Source organism: uncultured Parasphingorhabdus sp. (assembly GCF_963975555.1).
GTDB lineage: Bacteria > Pseudomonadota > Alphaproteobacteria > Sphingomonadales > Sphingomonadaceae > Parasphingorhabdus.
The window spans coordinates 50,092-68,606 of the sequence record NZ_CAXBHH010000005.1 but is presented as its reverse complement, the minus strand read 5'-3'; the positions used below and the strand labels follow the sequence as shown (position 1 = coordinate 68,606).

Below are 18,515 nucleotides of genomic sequence, written 5' to 3'. Positions count from 1 at the left end.
ATCACAGAAAGCCAAAAATTATATCTCTATCTTCCAGTCCCAGCGCAGGGGGTCGCCGTCCATCAACTCCACGCCTTGGGTGGTGAGTTCATCGCGGATGGCGTCGGCGGTCGCGAAATCCTTTTCCGCTTTGGCTGCTTGGCGCTGGTCGAGTTTTGCTTCGATACTGCTTTCATCGATTTTTACGTCTGCAGGTCGAACGCGCAATTGATCGCGTTTCAGACTATCAAGTTCCAGACCCAAAACCGAGTCCATTTCAGACAGCAGCGGGAGCCTTTGATCAGCTGGCAATTTTTTGAGGCCAAGCAATTCTTCGAGCAGCGGCAGGCCTTTCGAACTGTTCAAATCCTCGCTCAACGCAGCGTCGAACTTGTCCCGCAATTGCACGAGCGCGGGATGATCTATCGTTGCTGTCTGTCCATCGGCTTTCTCCCGCAGCCGCTCCACGCCCATCACAATCCGCTTCAACCGCGTCAGCGCTGCGACCAGATTGTCCCAGGTAAACTCCAACTCGCTGCGATAATGGGCCTGCAAGCACATCAGGCGATAGGCGAGGGGGTGGATGCCCTTGTCGATCAGCAACTGGACCCGCAAAAAATCGCCTGAAGATTTGGACATTTTTCCGGTCCGGTCGATCAGGAAATTATTGTGCATCCAGATTTTTGCGCCGCTATGATCAGAGCAGCTATGCGCCTGGTTCTGGGCGATCTCGTTTGGATGGTGAATTTCGCGGTGGTCGATGCCGCCAGTGTGAATGTCAAACGGAAGCCCCAGCAAGGCCTCCGACATGACCGAACATTCCAGATGCCAGCCCGGTGCGCCTTTGCCCCAGGGACTGTCCCATTCCATTTGCCGTTTCTCGCCCTCTGGTGTCTTGCGCCAGATCGCGAAGTCTGCAGCATTGCGCTTGCCTTCGACTGTTTCAATCCGGCCTTCGCCATCGTCGGTCGATGCGCGGGCGAGGCTGCCGTAATCTGCAACGGTAGATACATCGAAATAGAGACCGCTCTCGAGCTCGTAGCAATGTTTGTCGGCTATGCCTTTGGCATATTCGATCATTGCCGGAACATAGTCTGTGGCAATCGACCAGTGCGCCGGTTGCCGGATATTGAGCGCCTTGATATCCTGCCAATAGGCTTCGGTATAATGTTTCGCGATATCCCAGATCGACTGGGCTTTTTCCGCGGCCATCTTCTCTAGCTTGTCTTCGCCATCGTCCGCATCGTCGGTCAGATGTCCGACATCGGTGATGTTGATGACATGGGTGAGCGTATAGCCCTTCCAGCTCAGAGTGCGCCCGAGAATGTCGGCAAAAATATAGGCGCGCATATTGCCGATATGGGGGTAATTATAAACCGTCGGGCCGCAGGTATAGACGCGTGCTTCACCGGGGTGGACGGGCACGAACTCTTCCATCTGGCGAGTCAGGCTGTTGAACAGCTTTAGCGGGCGCGAAGCAGTGTCATTCATCATCCATCGCCTAATGGCTTTCCGCGCAAAAGGTCAACCGATCAATTGTTCGCCGCGATCATTCTGCCGGTTCGAGTTCTTCTTCGTCCTCATCGTCTTCGGTCTGGCATTTTCCGCTATTATCGAGCTCGCAATCAAATCCGTTCACCCAGAGATCATCATTACCCGCGCCGGTTACCGGTTCGTCGATCAACGGATCATCAGCCAGATCTTCAATTTCCTTGATCTCGATCAGATTGCTCGCGAGCGGATCCGCCGCATATTGCTCCGGTGTGACCTCTTCTTCAATCACATCCTGCACCGGATCATCTATCCCGGGTATTGCCGGTTCAGAAGTAGGTGTTGGAGTAGGCGCGCAACTCGCAGGGTTGGCGATAACACAGCCGTTGATTGTAGATTGTGGATTGTAGCCGGCTCCCGTGATCGTTGTCGCTGGAATGGCCGCAATACCGGTTGCGCCGTTGACTGTGCCATTGATGACAATCGGTGTGATACCACTTGGACCAGCATTGATGCTCAGACCGCCAGCGCCGGCCACAAAGCCTCGCCGGGCATCGAAGTCAGTGCCATTGCCGGTATTTTGAACGTAGAACTGGCTGGCAAGCAGAGTGACGCTGATCGCGTCTGCCACAATGAATCCGTTCTCCCGGACATTGCCGTCATTCTGGGCAAGTCGCTCGTCAATTCCGGCGGTGGTCATGCCCTGAATATCGTCAAAAGCCTGATCCGTCATCGCGTAGATATTGCGTGCGGTGAGGGAGAGGTTCCCTGACAGACTGCTGTCATTTCCCATGGCAATGGAGCCGGTTGCGGCGTTAACTAACAGATTATCGCCAGCAGCGAGATTGAGGTTAGAGTCCAAACCACCCTGTACAGACAGATTGCCGCTCACCCTTATCGATTGCACTGCTGAGAGATTCAGGTTTCCAGTTTCAGCGAAATTGCCTTCCGAAAACGCGCTTGCCGAAAGCTCCTGAATCGTCAGGTCAAATCCGCTGAGCCCTGTCTCGGCGGCGGAGATTGTCAAATCGCCGCCCGAACGGATCCGGCTGAATTCGTCATTGTTGAGCGAGAAGGTGCCGGTCAGATCCGTCCCGTCGCCGAGCATCATCTGCGTGCTGCCGTTGCTGGATATGCGGATATCGCTGGTCAAAGCGTTCAGACCAAGGCTGCCGGTAGAACCGATATTCATATCGGCGCTGACCGTCTCAATAGTGTTGCCGATTGTTTCAGCCTGAATGTCTATCAACCCATCCGCGGTTATCAGCAGTTGATTGTCCGCACTCACCAAACCGTCGATCAGAACATTGCCGGCGCTCATGCTGATGTCGCCTGTGGCTTCCGCGCCTTGAATTATCAAACCGGCTGCCGAGAATAGCCCGACATCACCATTGGTAGCTTCGGCGCTGACCGTCGTATCTTGTTGCGTGACAATAGAGACGGCTTCGCCCGATGCGATGATGCTATTGGTCACATCGACGTTGTTGGTGACATTGACCAGGCCGGTTGCGGCGGTCAGATATATGTCATTGCCCGAGACATTGGCTATATCGATTCCGTTGTCAGCGCTGATGTCGACTTCACCCTGACCCGTCTGGGACGCACTCACTGTGTCTGCAACAAAGCCTCCCAGCAATTGGGCACTCACATTTGTGATGCTGTCAACGAACCCCAGATTGGCATCATTGCCGCCGTCGATCGCGATATCGCCACCGGAAGTCAGATCGCCGCCGTTGATGTCGCCGCCAGCATTCAGGCTCATGGCGCTGCCGCTCGAAGCATTGATGAAGTCTATATTACCGCCCGCATCGACAGTGAAAGTGCCTCCCTGCGCATCAAGATCGCCAAAGCCGACATTGCCGGTGGCATCGAGATCGATGTCGCCGCCTACAACCACGGTACCATTGCCATCGATATCGCCCGCGAGAGCGGCGAGTGTCAGGTTGCCGCCGATAGTTCCGTTGTTGAGCACAACGGAAGTGCCCGAAATGCTTGTGTTGCTGCCGCTGATTGCATTGGCAACAGTTGGCGTTCCGGTTGCGGTGATATTGATATCATTATCAGCATTGAGCGCACCGGTAGCCGTCACATCGCTGCCGCTATCCAGCTGGATGTTCGAGCCCGTGATCGTTTCACTGGCAAAGGCGATCGATCCGGCCTGACCGGCATTGGCCGTGTTGAACGCCAAGGCGAACAGGTCGATTCCGGTGCCGCTGGTGGTTGCACTATCCAGCGTAATCGCGCCATCGGCCTGAACCGTGAAATCGTCGCCTGCGGATACCGTCCCCAGAGCGACATCGCCCAGCGCCCGGATCGCCACATCTTCACCGGCATTGAGGGCTCCGGTAGAGGAAATATTGCCGCCGGCGAGCAAACCTATCGAGGCGGCGGTTGGGGTGCCGGTTCCGGTGACAGCGGAAACGAGCGTGATATTCTGTGCCGCTGAAACCAAAATATCGCCGCTATCTGTTTCGAGAGCGCCAGCGGTAACATCATTGGCGACCAGATTGATGCTCTGTCCAATACCTGTCGTCGTGGCGTTGCCGATATTGATCGCATTCGAAGCGTCGAGATTGATCGCGCCGCCTGCCGTCAGGTCACCGGGACCGGAACCGGTCAGGTCGCCGCTCGTGGCGTTGAGCGTGATGGCTCCGCTAGACTGAAGATTGTGGAAGCCGACATTATTGCCAAGAACCGAGACCGAAGTCGCGCTGCTGTTGCTGCCGAGGAAGGCATCGCCGGTAGCGGCGGTCAGCGCAATGCTGCGGTCGGCAGGCAGATTGATCTGGCCAAAGCTGATGTCGCCGCCCGCGAGGATGTTGATATCGATATCCCCGCCTTGCGTCAGTGTGCCGACGTCAATGCTACCCGGCACGGTGTAGCTGTTTTCCAGATCACCGTCGACTGACCCGACGGTGGTTAGCTGGCCGCCGGTGTCGATCAATGCTGCGTTGATATCTGCCGCCACGGTGATACCGATATCACTGTCGCTGGTCAGCGATCCGGAGCCAAGTAGGCTGCCATTGACAGCGCTAATCAATATGCTGGTGCTGCTGACCGACGCATTGCGCAGGTCGACGTTGCCTTCGGTACTTTCGACAATGAACTGGTTCGACGCATCAAGAACCGTCGCGATGCCCGTCGTTCCCATGACAATGTCGCGGCGGGTGGTGACCAGTATATCGTTGGCCGAAACCGTCCCGCTTTCGATGATGGCCTGGATCACGTCATTGTTGCTCGCCCGGCCGATGTAGACCAGATTGTCCGCGTTGAGCGTGCCCAGGCAGACATTGCCCTGCAGGCACTGTGCGCTCAGCAGCCCGTTGTCATCAATCTGGCCCGTTCCAGTCGGAGGAGCATCGTTGATGTCCACGCTGATCGAACTGGCGGTGATCGTGCCGCCGAGACCGTCGACTGCATTGGCGGTCATGACGACCGCGAAGCCGTTTGCGTCGAGATCGCCTGCTGCAACAATCGAGGCAATCGGCGTCAGCGGCGTGGTGCCGAGTGTTCCGATGGGACTGCCGAACAGACCGGTAAAGTCCCCGGCCTGCAAGATCAGATTGCCCGGATTGGTAAACGTGGAAGAAGCGTCGGGCGATGTCGATGGATTATTGGCAGCGGTCAGGCTTGCTCCGGATTCAATGATGATATCATCGCCGGTACGGACCGCCAGACCATTGTCAGACACGACATTGCTGCCGGCGCGGAAATAGGCGTTGCCGCCCGCGCCGATGGCGATGAACCCGGTCGATGTGACGTCGCCGGTTATTGTGGCATTGAAACTTGGATCGAAGATTGGAGGAGGTGATACTGCAGGGTCATATCCTGCGTTGATCGTCAATTGTGGTGCCACGACGTAAGACAGCGATCCGACGGAGACCACGGCGGGAACGCCAGTGACGGCAGCATTGTTGACGGCGACATTCTGCAGCGCAGAAATATCGACCAGGCCGACACCGGCTAGATCGGCGACGGTGGCATTCTGCTCTGCGCGAACCGAAGCCGAGCCACCCGCGTTGATCCGGGAGCCGTCTGTGCTGATGAAATCGCCCTGACTTGTCGCCGCGAAGACGCTCGACACATCGATGGAATTTACCGACGTAGTATTGTTCGTATGGTTGATCAGGATATTCTGACCGCTGTTCAGCGTAGCATTGCCGCCCACCGTCATTTGCGCGTCGCCGTCGAGATCATATTCGATATTGCCGGCGACATCCACGGTCAGATCACCGAGAATCGATACAGCTCCGCTGTTGGCTGTTGTGAAGAAGCCGCCAAGAGGGGCCGAACCCGAGCCGGTCCCGGTCCCGATTGCGGCATCAAAGGCACTGGCTGCCAGGCTGCCCAAGCTTATCAGTCCTGCCGGATCGGTCGAACTGTCGGAAATTTCGATACGCCCACCCGCGCCGACACCGGCAATAGGTCCGCCACCGCCCGTGCCGTTGGCATTTATGGTAACGTCGGCAAAACTCAGTATTCCGGGACTGCCTTCCTGAACCTCGATAATGCCGGTTCCCCCGGTGCCGTCTCCGCCTGTGCCGTCGACACCGGCTGTTCCGAAACCGGGATTCAAAACTATACCGCCAATTCCGCCATCACCGGCAAGACCGGCTGTGGTTATGTCCAGATTGTTACCGGAAATTGTGCCGCCCTGCGCAAGCAGGCGACCGGTGCCGCCAGTCGCGTTGCCGCCGTTGCCGGCGTCGCCAGCTGCGTTGTCAGCGGAGTCCGCACCATCGCCGCCATTTCCGCCGATGCCGGTACTGGTCATGGTAAAATCACCGGATGTTAATGACAGCGTTCCGCCGGTCCGCGCGATCAGCTCTACCGTGCCGCCAGAAGCGTCGCCGCCCGATCCACCACGGCCGCCGATTATGCCAGCGCCGTATCTGTAGTAACCGTCCGTCCCGTTGCCGCCGGTAGCATTGGCTTCCAATGTGATGGAACCGAGATCGATATTGCCGCCAGCGCCGGTGACTTGCAAACGCGCCGTCCCCGCCGTGGCATTGCCGCCGTCGCCGCTGTAGCCCACACCCGTTATTGAAGGGTCGGCCGAGGGGTTAGTATCTATCCTGCCTTCACCGCCGTTGCCGCCGGTAGCATTGGCCATGATGGTTGGGTCATCAGGATTCGCCGTAGCATTGTTGATATTGATTGCCGCTGTGCCGCCAAAGGCAGCGCCGCCATCGCCTCCGTCCACGCCATAGCCGCCATCGCCACCGACGCCGCTGGCGTCGACGACGTAAACAGGGTTGTTGAGATCATCCTGATTGATGTTGATGGTAGCATTCCCGCCGGTTCCGATGCCGCCATCGCCCCCGAAATTATCCGCTTCGCCGGTGTTTGCACCAAAAATATCGCCGCCATCCCCGCCGGTTCCGACTGAAGTTACCGAAAGCTGGTCGAAACCCAGAGTACCCGCATTATTGTTGAACGTGGCATCGCCGCCGGTCCCGTTGCCGCCACGGCCGCCAAGCCCGGCGGGAGCCGCTCCGCTGAACTCGTCGGTGCTATCTCCGCCATATCCGCCATCGGCGCTGGTGGAGATGACGATGTTAGTGGCATTGATTGTTGCGGTACCGTCGAGGTTGAAGGTTGCGGTGCCGCCGATCCCGTCGCCACCATTGCCGCCGTCAGAGGCATAACCATAACCACCCGCTCCGTAAGATCCATAAGGGGCGATGTTCTGATTATTACCCTCGGCAGACACGGTTAGCGTATTGGTGACGGTCAGATTCCCGGTTTGTGCGTTGAAAACTGCATTGCCGCCGATCCCGCGACCGCCGGATCCGCCGGAGGTGCCGTTGTTTATATCGCCATTGGCTCCGTTACCGCCGAAGCCATTTGCTGAAATAGTGAGGTTGGTAACGGTCGCATTGCCCCCGTTCAGGTTGAATGTTACATCACCGCCCTGGCCATCGCCGCCGTCACCTGCCGATACGCCGCCCGCAAAGGCAGCGTTTACCACGCTAAGATCCTCTGGTGCCGCGAAAGCAGAAGCGAAAGGCGCCGCCACATTCGGGGCGGGCAATGTCACTATGGCTCCGCCTCGACCGCCTGAGCCACTGGCGCTGGTTACAATATCACCTGCGACGAATGTACCGCCGAAAAGGTCAAATATAACGCTACCGCCTGAACCGGTGCCACCATCACCTTCAAAAGGTACAGTCGTTTCCAGATTGGTATCGATCAGACCGTCCGAATTGAAATTAATGTCCACAAAATCGATTCTGCTGCTTATCGGCGATGTGCCTTCCAGCAATATTCTGGCGGTTCCGCCCTGTGCATTGGTTACTGTCGACGGGTCTGTTGCGCCTGCCTGTGCGCTTACATCGGCATTGAAAAATCCGGTGAAATCGATGAAGCCATCATTTGCGTGAATCAGCACATTCCCGCCGGCCGCGTTGACCCCTTCGGTCGCCTGGGTAGTTACGTTGGCATATAAATCGACATTACCGCTTGATATAATGCCACCATTTTGCGCTACGATATCGATGTCTCCGGCAATTAGCCCGTCACTCAATTCGGTCGCTGAAAATCCAACTGTCGAGCTGGTGTCTACGGCAAGACTACCGAAACTGATATCGCCGTTATCGGCACTTATGGAGACTGATCCGGAGGTGAGATTACTGCCGGCAAGACCATTGGACGCCTCGGTTTGTATCGAGATTTCGTTCGTAACATTGAGTCCTGCACCCTCGCCGCTTGTGTTGAGAATGCTGATCGTTACCGCGTCTATCGCAGGATCGCTCACAATATTGCCGGATGTTCTGGCGTCAATAAACATGTTGTTGGTTATTGATACATCGGTGCCGGAGTTGCTGACGGCAAAATTAACCGCGCCGCGGCTGAGGTTACCGGCAATGTTGTTGCCGCCGGCGTCAAATGATTCCCCTCCGCTTGCAACGCTGGAAATTCCCACGCTTCCAAAATTGTGGAGCCCGCCTGAGATGGCAAGATCAACTGCGCCTGCGACGGCGACATTGTTCTGGACTACTGTACTATCCGAACCGCTGGTACGTTCCGCGTCGGTTGTTATCTGGAGAGTGCCGCTGACCGTCATCTCGCCGCCCGACAGGTTCAGTCCGACATTACCGGCGATGCTGTCACTGCCCAGTAAACCGGGTCCGTTTCCGCCAATTTTTCCGGAACCCGCATCTATGGCCGAGGCGTTGAAATTGACGTTGCCGCCAAATTGCGCGGTGCCGCCGTCCATGTTGAACGTGATATCGCCTGCTTGCGCAAAGCCGTTTTGAATCTCGCCTTTGCCGCCCTGGGCGCTGGCCAGGAACGTTGTATTTCCGCCGACATCCAACAGGCCGCCATTGGTGATGTTGATGGTGACGTCTCCGCCCGTGGCATCTTGGCCTATCCCGGTACCGCCGTTGTCGATGACCGTAAAGAAATCGTCGGCACCGATGCCACGGCTGTCGAAATTCAAATCGCCGGTCAGACGCAGTCCGGTATTGGCCTGAAACCCAAAGCCGGTGCGATCAATGTTTAGGTTTATATTGCCCCCCGTCGCGCCGGTCCCTGCGGTCAGATTTATGTCGCCATTGACGAATATCTGGCCACCGCCGGACGTATTGAGATTGATCTCATTGCCCGCGGTCAGGTTCAAATCCTGCGAACCGACGTCGTTGGAAATGATGATCGAATCCGCATCTGACTCGGCCGAGAATGTAATGCTGTCTGCAGCGAATAATTCGAGCGTCGAATCAAAAGTGGTCACGCCGCCGCCACCGATCTGGATATTGGTCGCTGCGGTCGAAGTTAGATTTTCTTCAATCAGGTTTGTCGGCGCAACGTCGGAGCCACCAACAGAAACATTGCCACCAGCACTGAGCACTATATTGCCGTTGACGATGCCTGCACTGGCAGCTTGCTGATAACCGACAGCTCCTCCGATCAGCATTGTTACAGCATCATTTTTTGGCACAGCAACCATATATATGGCCTGAGCGTCCGCGTTGGTTACAGCGCCCGCGCCGTTAAAACTCGGGGTTGATGACGGCCCGGTTGTCGTCCCGCTATGGACAATGCCATTCGCATCGGAAGTTCCCACGCCGATTGTAATATCGAAAAGTCCGTTGTTGATGGTCAGGTCAGCCTGTTCGGCTGCGACATAGGCAACCGACCCATCGACATTCACGCCACCGCCCTGAACGACGCGGGGGGCAACCATGGCGACGTAACTGCTGCCATTGTTGAGCGCATTGATCTGCGCACCATTTTCGATAATGATCGCTGATTTGCTGCCAGCGATGCCGCTGAAGCGCATTTCACCGCCTACACCCAACAGTCCACCAGTTGTATTTATATCATTTGTGGTCAGCACTAGGCTGCCGACGTCAAATGTACTGGTGGCGCCGGCGATGATTCCGCCCGGACTATAGAACCAGATGTTGCCGCCCGGCGTCGTTGCGCCAAGGTCTAAAAAACTTTCGACAGTGCCGTTGAACTGTACCGGTCTGCCATCGGCGGCTACCGCCGGCAAAATACGGTTCAGAACCGTATAGTTTGTGCCGTTAGACACAAACTGCAGAGTTCTACCGCTGGGTAATATATTAATCGGGTTGTTGACCAGACCATCGGCACCAAAAGTCGGTGCATCCGTGTCAAGCGGTGTCCAGTTTAACACCACTTCGCTCAGCGATATTTGTAGCTGATCCATATTGGTCGTACGCGGACCCGTAAAAACCGCGCCTCCCGTCGGGCTCGTGACACCGGCCTGAAACGCCTGCCCGTCAGCAGGGGTGAAAGCATGTGCCTCGTTCAATCCCGGTATTGGCGCGCCCAACGGTGTTTGCGCCTTTGCCACTTGCGGCGCGGCCGCCAGCAGGACGGCTGCCGCCGCCATAGAACTTCCGGACAGCCACCGCATTTTTTTCCGGCCAGGGCCTGTGGTCGCTTTTGGGCTTCTGCTTTGCGGTCTTGTCGTCATCTTGCTGTCCTCGGTTGAACTGCGGCTATTCTCTGGTCGAACAATGATTTCATCATCTGCGCTTCCACGGCGCGAGCTGGATCGTCAAAGTCAGGAGGGCGCGCGCGCTATCGCGGCGGGTCTGGAAGGCTGCGCGTTTTAGCGGCACGACCGCGGTCAGGTCCAGACTGGCCCGCTGGCCAATGGTCGTACGGAACCCGCCACCTGCGGAATAGAGCTTCTGCGGATCACCCGGACTGTTCTTGTTCCAGACGCCCATCAGATCAAAAAACAGATAAGGTTGTACCGCGATCCCCTCGGGTGAATCGGGCAGCAGGGAGCCGTAGCTGATCTCTGTCTGCAGCCCGTAGCCGCTGTCGCCGATGATCGTTCCGGGATCATAGCCACGGCCTGTTGTATAATTGCCTCCGGATATTTCTTCATAGGAGAACAAGGCATCCGGCGAATATTGCAGTCGTGGTTTTAAGGTCAATGCCAGCAGCGGGGTGGGGCGGTAATCTATTTTTGCCTGTCCCCTGACGACAAATGCTGTCGGGTCGCCATCGGCGCGGGTTGGCAAGACGGTCTGGCCGATGCAGTTGACAAATGCCGGGCCGCAGCCCTCGCTGGCACCCAATATGTCAAGGCCCTGACGGAGTTCCAGCGAGCCGCCGATGCCCCATTTCGGTTCGAAGGCGGAATAGCCGCCCCGTCCCGAAATGCTCCCCGGTTCGATCTGGCTGAAGTCAACGCGGGCATAAGCCACACTCAGACGGTCTTCGTTGGTGCGAGTGCCCAGAATATCGGTCCGCTGGTCGATATAGTCGAGGCCGATTGTCCCGAAGATATTGCGCGACTGTTTGCGGACAAAGGGATAGCTTGCATAAGCGCTGGCAACCAGCGTTTCGGATTTGATCGAAAATCCGCCGGCCAGTTCCGGCTTGGTCCATGCGTAAGTGAAATTGGCACCCAGCTTCAGGCCTTCGCCACCAACGCGGAATTCGTGGCTGGCTTGCAGAACCTGCTGTTCCTTCAAATCAGAGGTCGTGTAGCCGCTGATCACGGTTTCATCACCCATTCCGGTGAGCCCGTTGAACCGGAGCCGGCCAAGTCCGCCAAAGCGGCCGACAGCTTCGGAGCCGAAATTCTGGAAGTTGACGTCGGCGTAGACGGGCGTGCGGATGACGTTGAATTCGCCGACCACTTCTCCCGGCTGTCCGCCGGATTCCGCCGATACCGGCCGAAGCGAAAGCCGTACATCCAGACCCGGAATGTCGCGGGCGAGCAGCAGATAACGGTCTGCTATATTGATGTTGAAAACCGGCTGTGCGGCCAGTTTTTCGATATATTTCTGCAACAGGCCTTTGGATCGTCCGGCATCGCCCCGGACTTGCACCGAGGTCATTCGTGCCATCAGCACGTCGAAGCGGACATTGCCCTGATCAATTGTCTGGGGCGGGACTTGTACGGCGGCCAGATAGCCATTGCTGCGCAATATCGTCGCTGCCCGGTCGCGGATATCGCAGACGACTGAAACCGGAACGTCCTGACCGACATAGTCTGCGTAGGACGATGTCAGCGAACCGGGATCCACTGAAATCAGTCCGGTGAAATCAACGGACTTCAGCGTGAAGCGGACATCGGAGAATTCCGGTCCGGCGAGCGGGCAGGCGGACCGCTCGACTTCGCTGTCAACGGATAGCGTCCGGGACTGGCCTTGGAGTCCTTTGTCCACGACTCCGCGCTGGATTTCTTCCCTGGTCGGTGCCGCGACGGACGATTGGCCCCAGGCAGGCAGGCTTGTTGTCAATATGGCGATACCCGCCGCCATAGCTGTTGTTTGTACTGTTGTGCGCGTGCGCGACATATTAGTCCCCGTTTTTCGATGATCCATGTACGACCCACTGAACCATCTTATCCCCATTCTGCCGTCCAGCCCTCATTCCGGACGGCAGATATTCTTCATAAGCTAACCCTGATCTGCCGGTTCCCCGCTGTTCAGATCAAGTGTTTCAACCAGCAAATCCAGTTGCCCGCTACATCCGTTTTCTATCAACATGGAGGCGGTATCATCGAGGTCGGTAGGCTGGTTTTGCAGCACCACGAAATTCACCTCGACCGATTGTGGAACGTTCGATCCGAGCAGGCGATAGCTCGCACCGTCGGTGACTGGCAGAACATCCTTCGGCCAGGCTTTCAGCGGATTGCCTTTCCGCCATGCGATTTCGGTGACATTGCCTTCCTTCGGTTCGACAATCGAAGCCGTCGCCGACCCTGTGTAGTCGGGCCGCCAGACAACCAGCGCATCCGGATCGGCAACACAGAATTTTCCGCCCTTGGTCACGTCAAGATACCAGAGGTTGGGATTGTTCGGCGTTTCGACCGTGACACTACCGGCAGCGCGAACGGCTCCGGTTCTCGCCCGGCTGCTGCCCCGATTGCTGATAAAGCTCGACAGCCGGCGTGATGCGCTGGTTGCCGACCCTGCGCCCTGTGCAAGCGAAAAGGTTCCCGGACCTTTGAGAACGCGCGTGCCTGACTTGGTCAAAATGGTTACCTGATCTTGAGCCTTCAGCGAGACTTTTGCATCATTCGCCATTTTTTTGCCCGCAGGATAGCTGCTGGCCGAAGGGCCGGTCGAACGGACGACCATATTCTGCGCCATGGCAACCCCGCCAGCGCCGAACAGCAGAAGCGAACCGAGCGCGGCTTTCGCAAGAAGGGGAAGGGCTCCGCCGGATTTTACCGGATCAATCTTATCCAAGTGCATAGCTTTCTCCATTTTTTGTCGTTTGCAGTCGTTTGAGCAAATTGGCGAGACCCTGGTCTTCGCCATTTTCCTTGATCATGACACCCAGTGCCTGAATAGAACCAGTATCACCGATTTCGTGCGCGGCTATGACTGCGGTCACTGCTGCGCGATCTTTCTCTTCCCAGTCGGGGACAGGTTCAAACACATCGACCGGCGTGGATCGACCGCGTAGCGTGATCCGGCCCATTGGCCGAAACCAGTCGAGGCCGGTTCGTTCCATCGCTTCCCGGCTCAGCAGGACTTTGGTCCCCAGGGTCTTGTTGGCAGCTTCCAGGCGTGCCGCGGTATTCATGGCATCCCCGAGAGCGGTATATTGGATACGGCCTTCGCCGCCGAAATTGCCGACGATGGCATCGCCATAATGCATGCCGACCCGGGTTCTGCCAATCGGCGGCACCCCTTCGGGTACATTTTTGCGAAACTCTTCACCGGCCTGATAAAGTGCATAGGCCGCTTTGGCCGCTCGTTCCCCATCATCAGGATAGGCGATGGGAGCGCCCCAGAAGGTGACCAGCGCGTCACCGACAAATTTGTCGATAGTGCCGCCATATTCCAGCGCCACATCGCTCAACCGGTCGAGATAATCGTTCAGCAGGGTTGCTACCATTTCCGGCTCGATCGCGTGGGTCAGCTTGGTAAAGCCTTCGAGATCGGTAAACACCGCGAATATTTTCCGCTTCTCCCCGTGCAACGCCAGTTTCTCGGGATCTTTCAATATCTCGCTTGCAATCGATTTCGGCAGATATTTACCCAGAGCATTCTGCGCAAAGGCCCGCTGTTTGGAATTGATGGTCCGCGCGGCCGAACCGACCGAGGCATAGCCAAGCAACCATCCGACACCCCAGCCAAAGGCAGGCAGGGTCAGCGTATCGGTCCCGATATTTTGCAGCAGGAAAGGAAAAGTGAGAAAGAATACAAATTGGCCGAGCAGTATGAAGGCGACCTTCAGAGCATTGCCGACGATCAGAGCGGAGAGGCCACCGCAAATTGCAACGATTAGCGCCCCCACCCACAAGGCCCAGTTGGCAACCGGGGTCGGCAGATCATCATTGAGCAACTGGGCGAGCATATGCGCATGCACTTCCAGTCCGATCATCTTGCCATCGTCCCCGCTGATGTTGGTCAATCCGCCAACCGGCGTTTCAAACCGGTCGCGATCGATGAAATCGCCGCCGATCAGCACATGTTTGCCCGCGATAAACGAGCCGAGCATGTCCGCAATTTCCGGATCAGCGAAATTCTCGATCGGGAATTTGTCAAATACGGGGACATCGGTCGCCGCCGGCACATGATAGCGGATCGCGCCGCTATTATTGGCAAATTTCGGATTGGGGCCGGTCAGCGCAATGGCCATGAAAGGCGGCGCACCCGGTCTGTGCGGGGTCCATCGGCGCTGGACACCGTCGCTATCGGTTTCCAGCTTTATATCAGTCGGCTGAACATTCTCGCTGCGGGCCTCTTTGAAAAATTGTTGCAGGAACTCATGCTCGGCAAATGCGATTTCGGGATTTTCCTTGGGATCGGCATAAGCAAGGAAAGTCGGCGTTTTCATGTTCTTGAAAGCCGAAATAAGCAGGTCATCGTCATCCTGCGGCATGGTGAACAGAATATCTATGCCGATGGATTTGGGCTTGGCTGCGTCGATCGATTCCAGCGCCTGCGCCAAAATCGTCCGGTCAACCGGTGACCGCTGGCCCGTCAGCTTCAGCGTGTCTTCATTATAGACGATCATCACGATATTTTCGTCTTTTTCCACTTCCGGCGCAAAGACGGAGGCGCGCAAATCATAGAGCGCACGCTCGGCTTCCTGGATCAGAGGCGTCGTCCAGCTGTAACGCGCAACGAGAAGCGCGAGGATCATGAATATTATCGTGGACCCGATACGGATTGGCCCGAGCTGATCGAACAGACGGCGCATGGATTGCAAGACACCTCTGGCACCTTCCTTCACATCGCGATTATTATCAACCGGGTTTGATGGCGTGGCGGTTGCCGTCATTATTTCAGCGCTGCTTTCGTCGCAGCAGCAGCCGTTTCGTTGTTGGCCGCCGCGTCCGTCATGCCGGGCAAGAGTGGCCGGGCACCGTCACCGATCAAGGCGAAGCCCGACCAGTAATAAGGATGCGAAGTGACCGGATCATCCATCAGTTCCAGCTGCGATAGTCTGAGCGCTTCGGTTATCGAGCGACCGCGACCGTCGCTGAAAAATCCGTTGATCAGTCGTTCTGTGGCGCGATAATCATCCGGCGCAGGCCAGTGGCTGGCCAGTACCGAACGCCCGCCCGCTCCGATGAAGGATCGGACCAGACCGTCCAGAGCGGTTCCGCCGCCGCTGCTGACACCCGCGTTACGGGTTGCCGCGATGCTCGCCTTGCCCGCTGTATCGCAGGCGGAGAGAATGACGATATCTGCGTCGAGTTTGAGATCAAAAATTTCATCAAAGGCGAGAAGCCCGTCTGAACCCTGTTCCCCGAAAGACGTCAGTAGCGCCGGCTTTGCCGGGCAGGACGGATTAGGAGCTGTGACCAGACCGTGGGTTGCAAAATGCAGGATGCGATAGTCGCTGATTTTGTCGTTCGACAGGATCGCGGTATCGGTGAAGGCCGCTCCGGTCAGGATATCGGAAGTTCCCGCGCCGACCAGAGACTGGGCTTCGCGCAGTTCGCGATCGGAGATCGGACTGTCCCACTGGCTGAGTGGCCATTGGCACTTGGCGTTCATATTCTGGGAGCCGCCCCGGATACCGGTCGCTTTGGCACCCGGTAATATTGGCAGGTTCTTGCCCAGACCGAGATATTGTCGAGAGGCACTCGACTGGGGAGCCTGACGGGCATCGGCGAAGGCCCGTGCGGAAACCGCGGTGCTGATATCGAGATTCCTGCCAAGCCATTTGACACCGGAGAAATCGAACGGATCGCTATCGGCCGCTTCGCTTTCTGCAAGATATCGCGAGACCGAGGCATCATCGGCAACGAGCAGATTGATCGGCAACCGGAGCATGGCGCCATCCGGTTCGAATATCAGATGTTTCTTGCCTGCAAGCCGATCCGAAACCGGTTCGAAAAGATCGGTATACAGCGCGCGGGATGCTTCGATATCGAAAGGATAGGTGACATATTGACCATTTTCATAGGCCGATATTGATGCGCGGAGCGTGTCGACCTTTCCGTCGAGTGTGCTCTCATCCAACGGTACACGGTACGTCTTCGCCTCTGTCTGATCCGAATAGAACATGAAAATATTGTCGCCGATGACCGTCAGACGCATATAGGCTTCGTCCGGTTGCAGGGTAGCGCGCAACTCGTCCAGGCCGAGAAAACGTGCGGCAACCGCCCGATATTGCGGGAATTCGGAAAGCCGGACCTGAGTGAGCTGCTGGCTCCGCTCCAGTGTTTCAATTTCGGCCGCGAGATCATTGCTTTTCTTGACAGTCGACGGCGACGGATCGGTTTTGTTCAAGGCCGCGAAACCGATCCGCAGTCGTTCGATGCTGCGCGCCAGATTGGTCGATTGCCTGAACAGACGCGCGGCATCATCTGTGCCCGCGCTTAGCTCACGCGAAAGGACCGCCTGTGTTTCTGCAACGCCCGGACGAACCAGGATCTGGGAAGCTTTGAAAAATTGTTCGGCCGCAGCCGGATCTGCAGCAAGAAGTCGGAAATAAGGCGTGAGCTGGTTCGCCATGCCCGAAATGGCACTCCGCTTGCCCAGCGAGTTTTCGACGACTTCACCATATAACCGGCGTGCTTCGGATTCTTCTCCATGCCGCAACAGAAAGGCTGCGAGCCGCGCCTTGGTGCCGTTGACGGCCCGCGTTTCCGGATATTGGATGTTCAGTAAATCGAGGCCGTCGCGGAGCAATTGTTCCGCTTCGCCCAAGTTGCCATCGGCTTCTGCAATCAGGGCCAGTTCGGAGAGTATCTGGACTCTCAGTCGTGTGATGGACGTGACCCGGCCATCGCGAACGGCGATGGCGCGGTTATAAGCGGTTATAAGCGCCTGACGTGCTGTCGTGCGATCGCCATTTATCCGCTGGGCCGTGCCCAAAAGTTGTAGGGCCTGTGCATCGATTATCTCGGAGCGCTCCTGCTCGCTCAATTTCGTTTCATTGACGAAGCCGAGCAGGCTGCGGGTACGCACGCTGCCGTTTATCCGGGTGGAGATCGGAGTGGTAATCTCGAGCCGCTCTGTCAGCGCGATTTGCTCCGCCTGCGACGTCTTTAGCGGGACGTTCAGCCGCTGGACTGCCGCATCAAACAGGCCCTGATTGAGCAGGTGCATGGCTTCAAAATTCCGTTGCAGCCGTTCGGTGACCGGATCAGCGTCGTTCCGCTGCCTGGCTTGCTCGAATAGTTCATTGGCTTCGGCAAATTCGCCCAGATTGGATTTTTGCAAAGCCCGGTTGATCAGATATTCGTCGGGGTTGATATCCTCCCCCTCCAGGCCGGAAGTGCGCTGTTGCAGGGTTTCGAAAAAGGCGGCGGCTTCGGCATAGTCGCCGCTGAGATTCCGCCTGTACCCTTCGGCCAGTGCCTGATCGGGTTTCAGGGTCGCCGCCTGAACCCGCGCAAAGGCAAATGGATCTTCGACGGAGGTTGAGGCGACATCGATTTTGCCTTCGACAATCGAGTCATTCAAGATGGATTTGAGCGCCAGCAACGTCGCACTGTCGTAAACGGCCAAGCCCTCTGCGACATAGGAAACGCCATTTTCCCGGCCAAGAAACTGTGAATAGGCTACCGGTTCTGTTGCCAGATGGCATTGGTTATGGCGAAATTCACCGATCGCTGTCGGCGTCCCGCTGGTGGTGCATGTCACCGGCTCGTTGCGATGGGGTGCAATGCGGTCAAGCAGGTTCTGCTCCGATGATCTGGACGAATAGACAAAACCGACCGGCCTTGCGGAATCGCGGCAGACGATTGCCCAGCTGCGGTCAAACATATCGGCTTTCGCCTTGTTCCCGATGCTGCGATCCTGCACCTGGCACAAAACGCCCTGACTGTTGCCTATAGGAAAGCTGTCACGCAACGAAACCGGCTTGCCCTGGGCAAAAGCAGTGACCGGGGTTGATGCCAACCCCAACGCCAATATTATTGAACCGATACTCGTCCGGTGCACGATATTCTCCCCACAATATTTGTGCATTGCCTTGTCCCCTCAGACTCCGGCAACCGCGATAGCGACCCTGATATTCCCTTAACTACACCAATTAGTTAGAGAATCCGAGTCTCGGATAGGAGAATATCGACTTTGATGTCGGATGGAGTGATGGTTGTCACATCACGGGACGTTTCTGACGCCAGTTTC

The 18,515-nt window shown here is 56.9% G+C and carries 6 protein-coding genes; all 6 read right to left on the bottom strand.

Going from position 1 to position 18,515, the window contains the following annotated elements; translation table 11 throughout:
• Positions 1 to 18: 18 nt before the first annotated feature.
• A complete protein-coding gene (cysS, locus tag AAC060_RS11850; protein ID WP_339826671.1) occupies positions 19 to 1,470 on the bottom strand; it encodes a cysteine--tRNA ligase in 1,452 nt (483 codons plus the stop codon).
• 58 nt (positions 1,471 to 1,528) lie between these two features.
• Positions 1,529 to 10,333 carry a hypothetical protein gene (locus AAC060_RS11845; RefSeq protein WP_339826455.1) on the bottom strand — a complete coding sequence of 2,935 codons (8,805 nt, stop codon included), beginning with the start codon at positions 10,331 to 10,333 and terminating at the stop codon, positions 1,529 to 1,531.
• Positions 10,334 to 10,469: 136 nt separating this feature from the next.
• Positions 10,470 to 12,263, bottom strand: coding sequence for a ShlB/FhaC/HecB family hemolysin secretion/activation protein (locus AAC060_RS11840; RefSeq protein ID WP_339826453.1), 1,794 nt, complete (start codon positions 12,261 to 12,263; stop codon positions 10,470 to 10,472).
• 102 nt (positions 12,264 to 12,365) lie between these two features.
• Positions 12,366 to 13,166, bottom strand: a complete 801-nt coding sequence (locus AAC060_RS11835) for a hypothetical protein (RefSeq protein ID WP_339826451.1) — start codon at positions 13,164 to 13,166, stop codon at positions 12,366 to 12,368.
• Positions 13,153 to 15,207, bottom strand: coding sequence for an adenylate/guanylate cyclase domain-containing protein (locus tag AAC060_RS11830; RefSeq protein WP_339826449.1), 2,055 nt, complete (start codon positions 15,205 to 15,207; stop codon positions 13,153 to 13,155). The genes AAC060_RS11835 and AAC060_RS11830 overlap by 14 nt, the downstream gene beginning before the upstream one ends.
• Positions 15,207 to 18,353 (bottom strand): CHAT domain-containing protein, encoded by a 3,147-nt coding sequence (locus AAC060_RS11825; RefSeq protein WP_339826447.1) that lies wholly within the window; start codon positions 18,351 to 18,353, stop codon positions 15,207 to 15,209. Before AAC060_RS11825 ends, AAC060_RS11830 begins: the two co-directional genes overlap by 1 nt.
• Positions 18,354 to 18,515 lie beyond the last annotated feature (162 nt).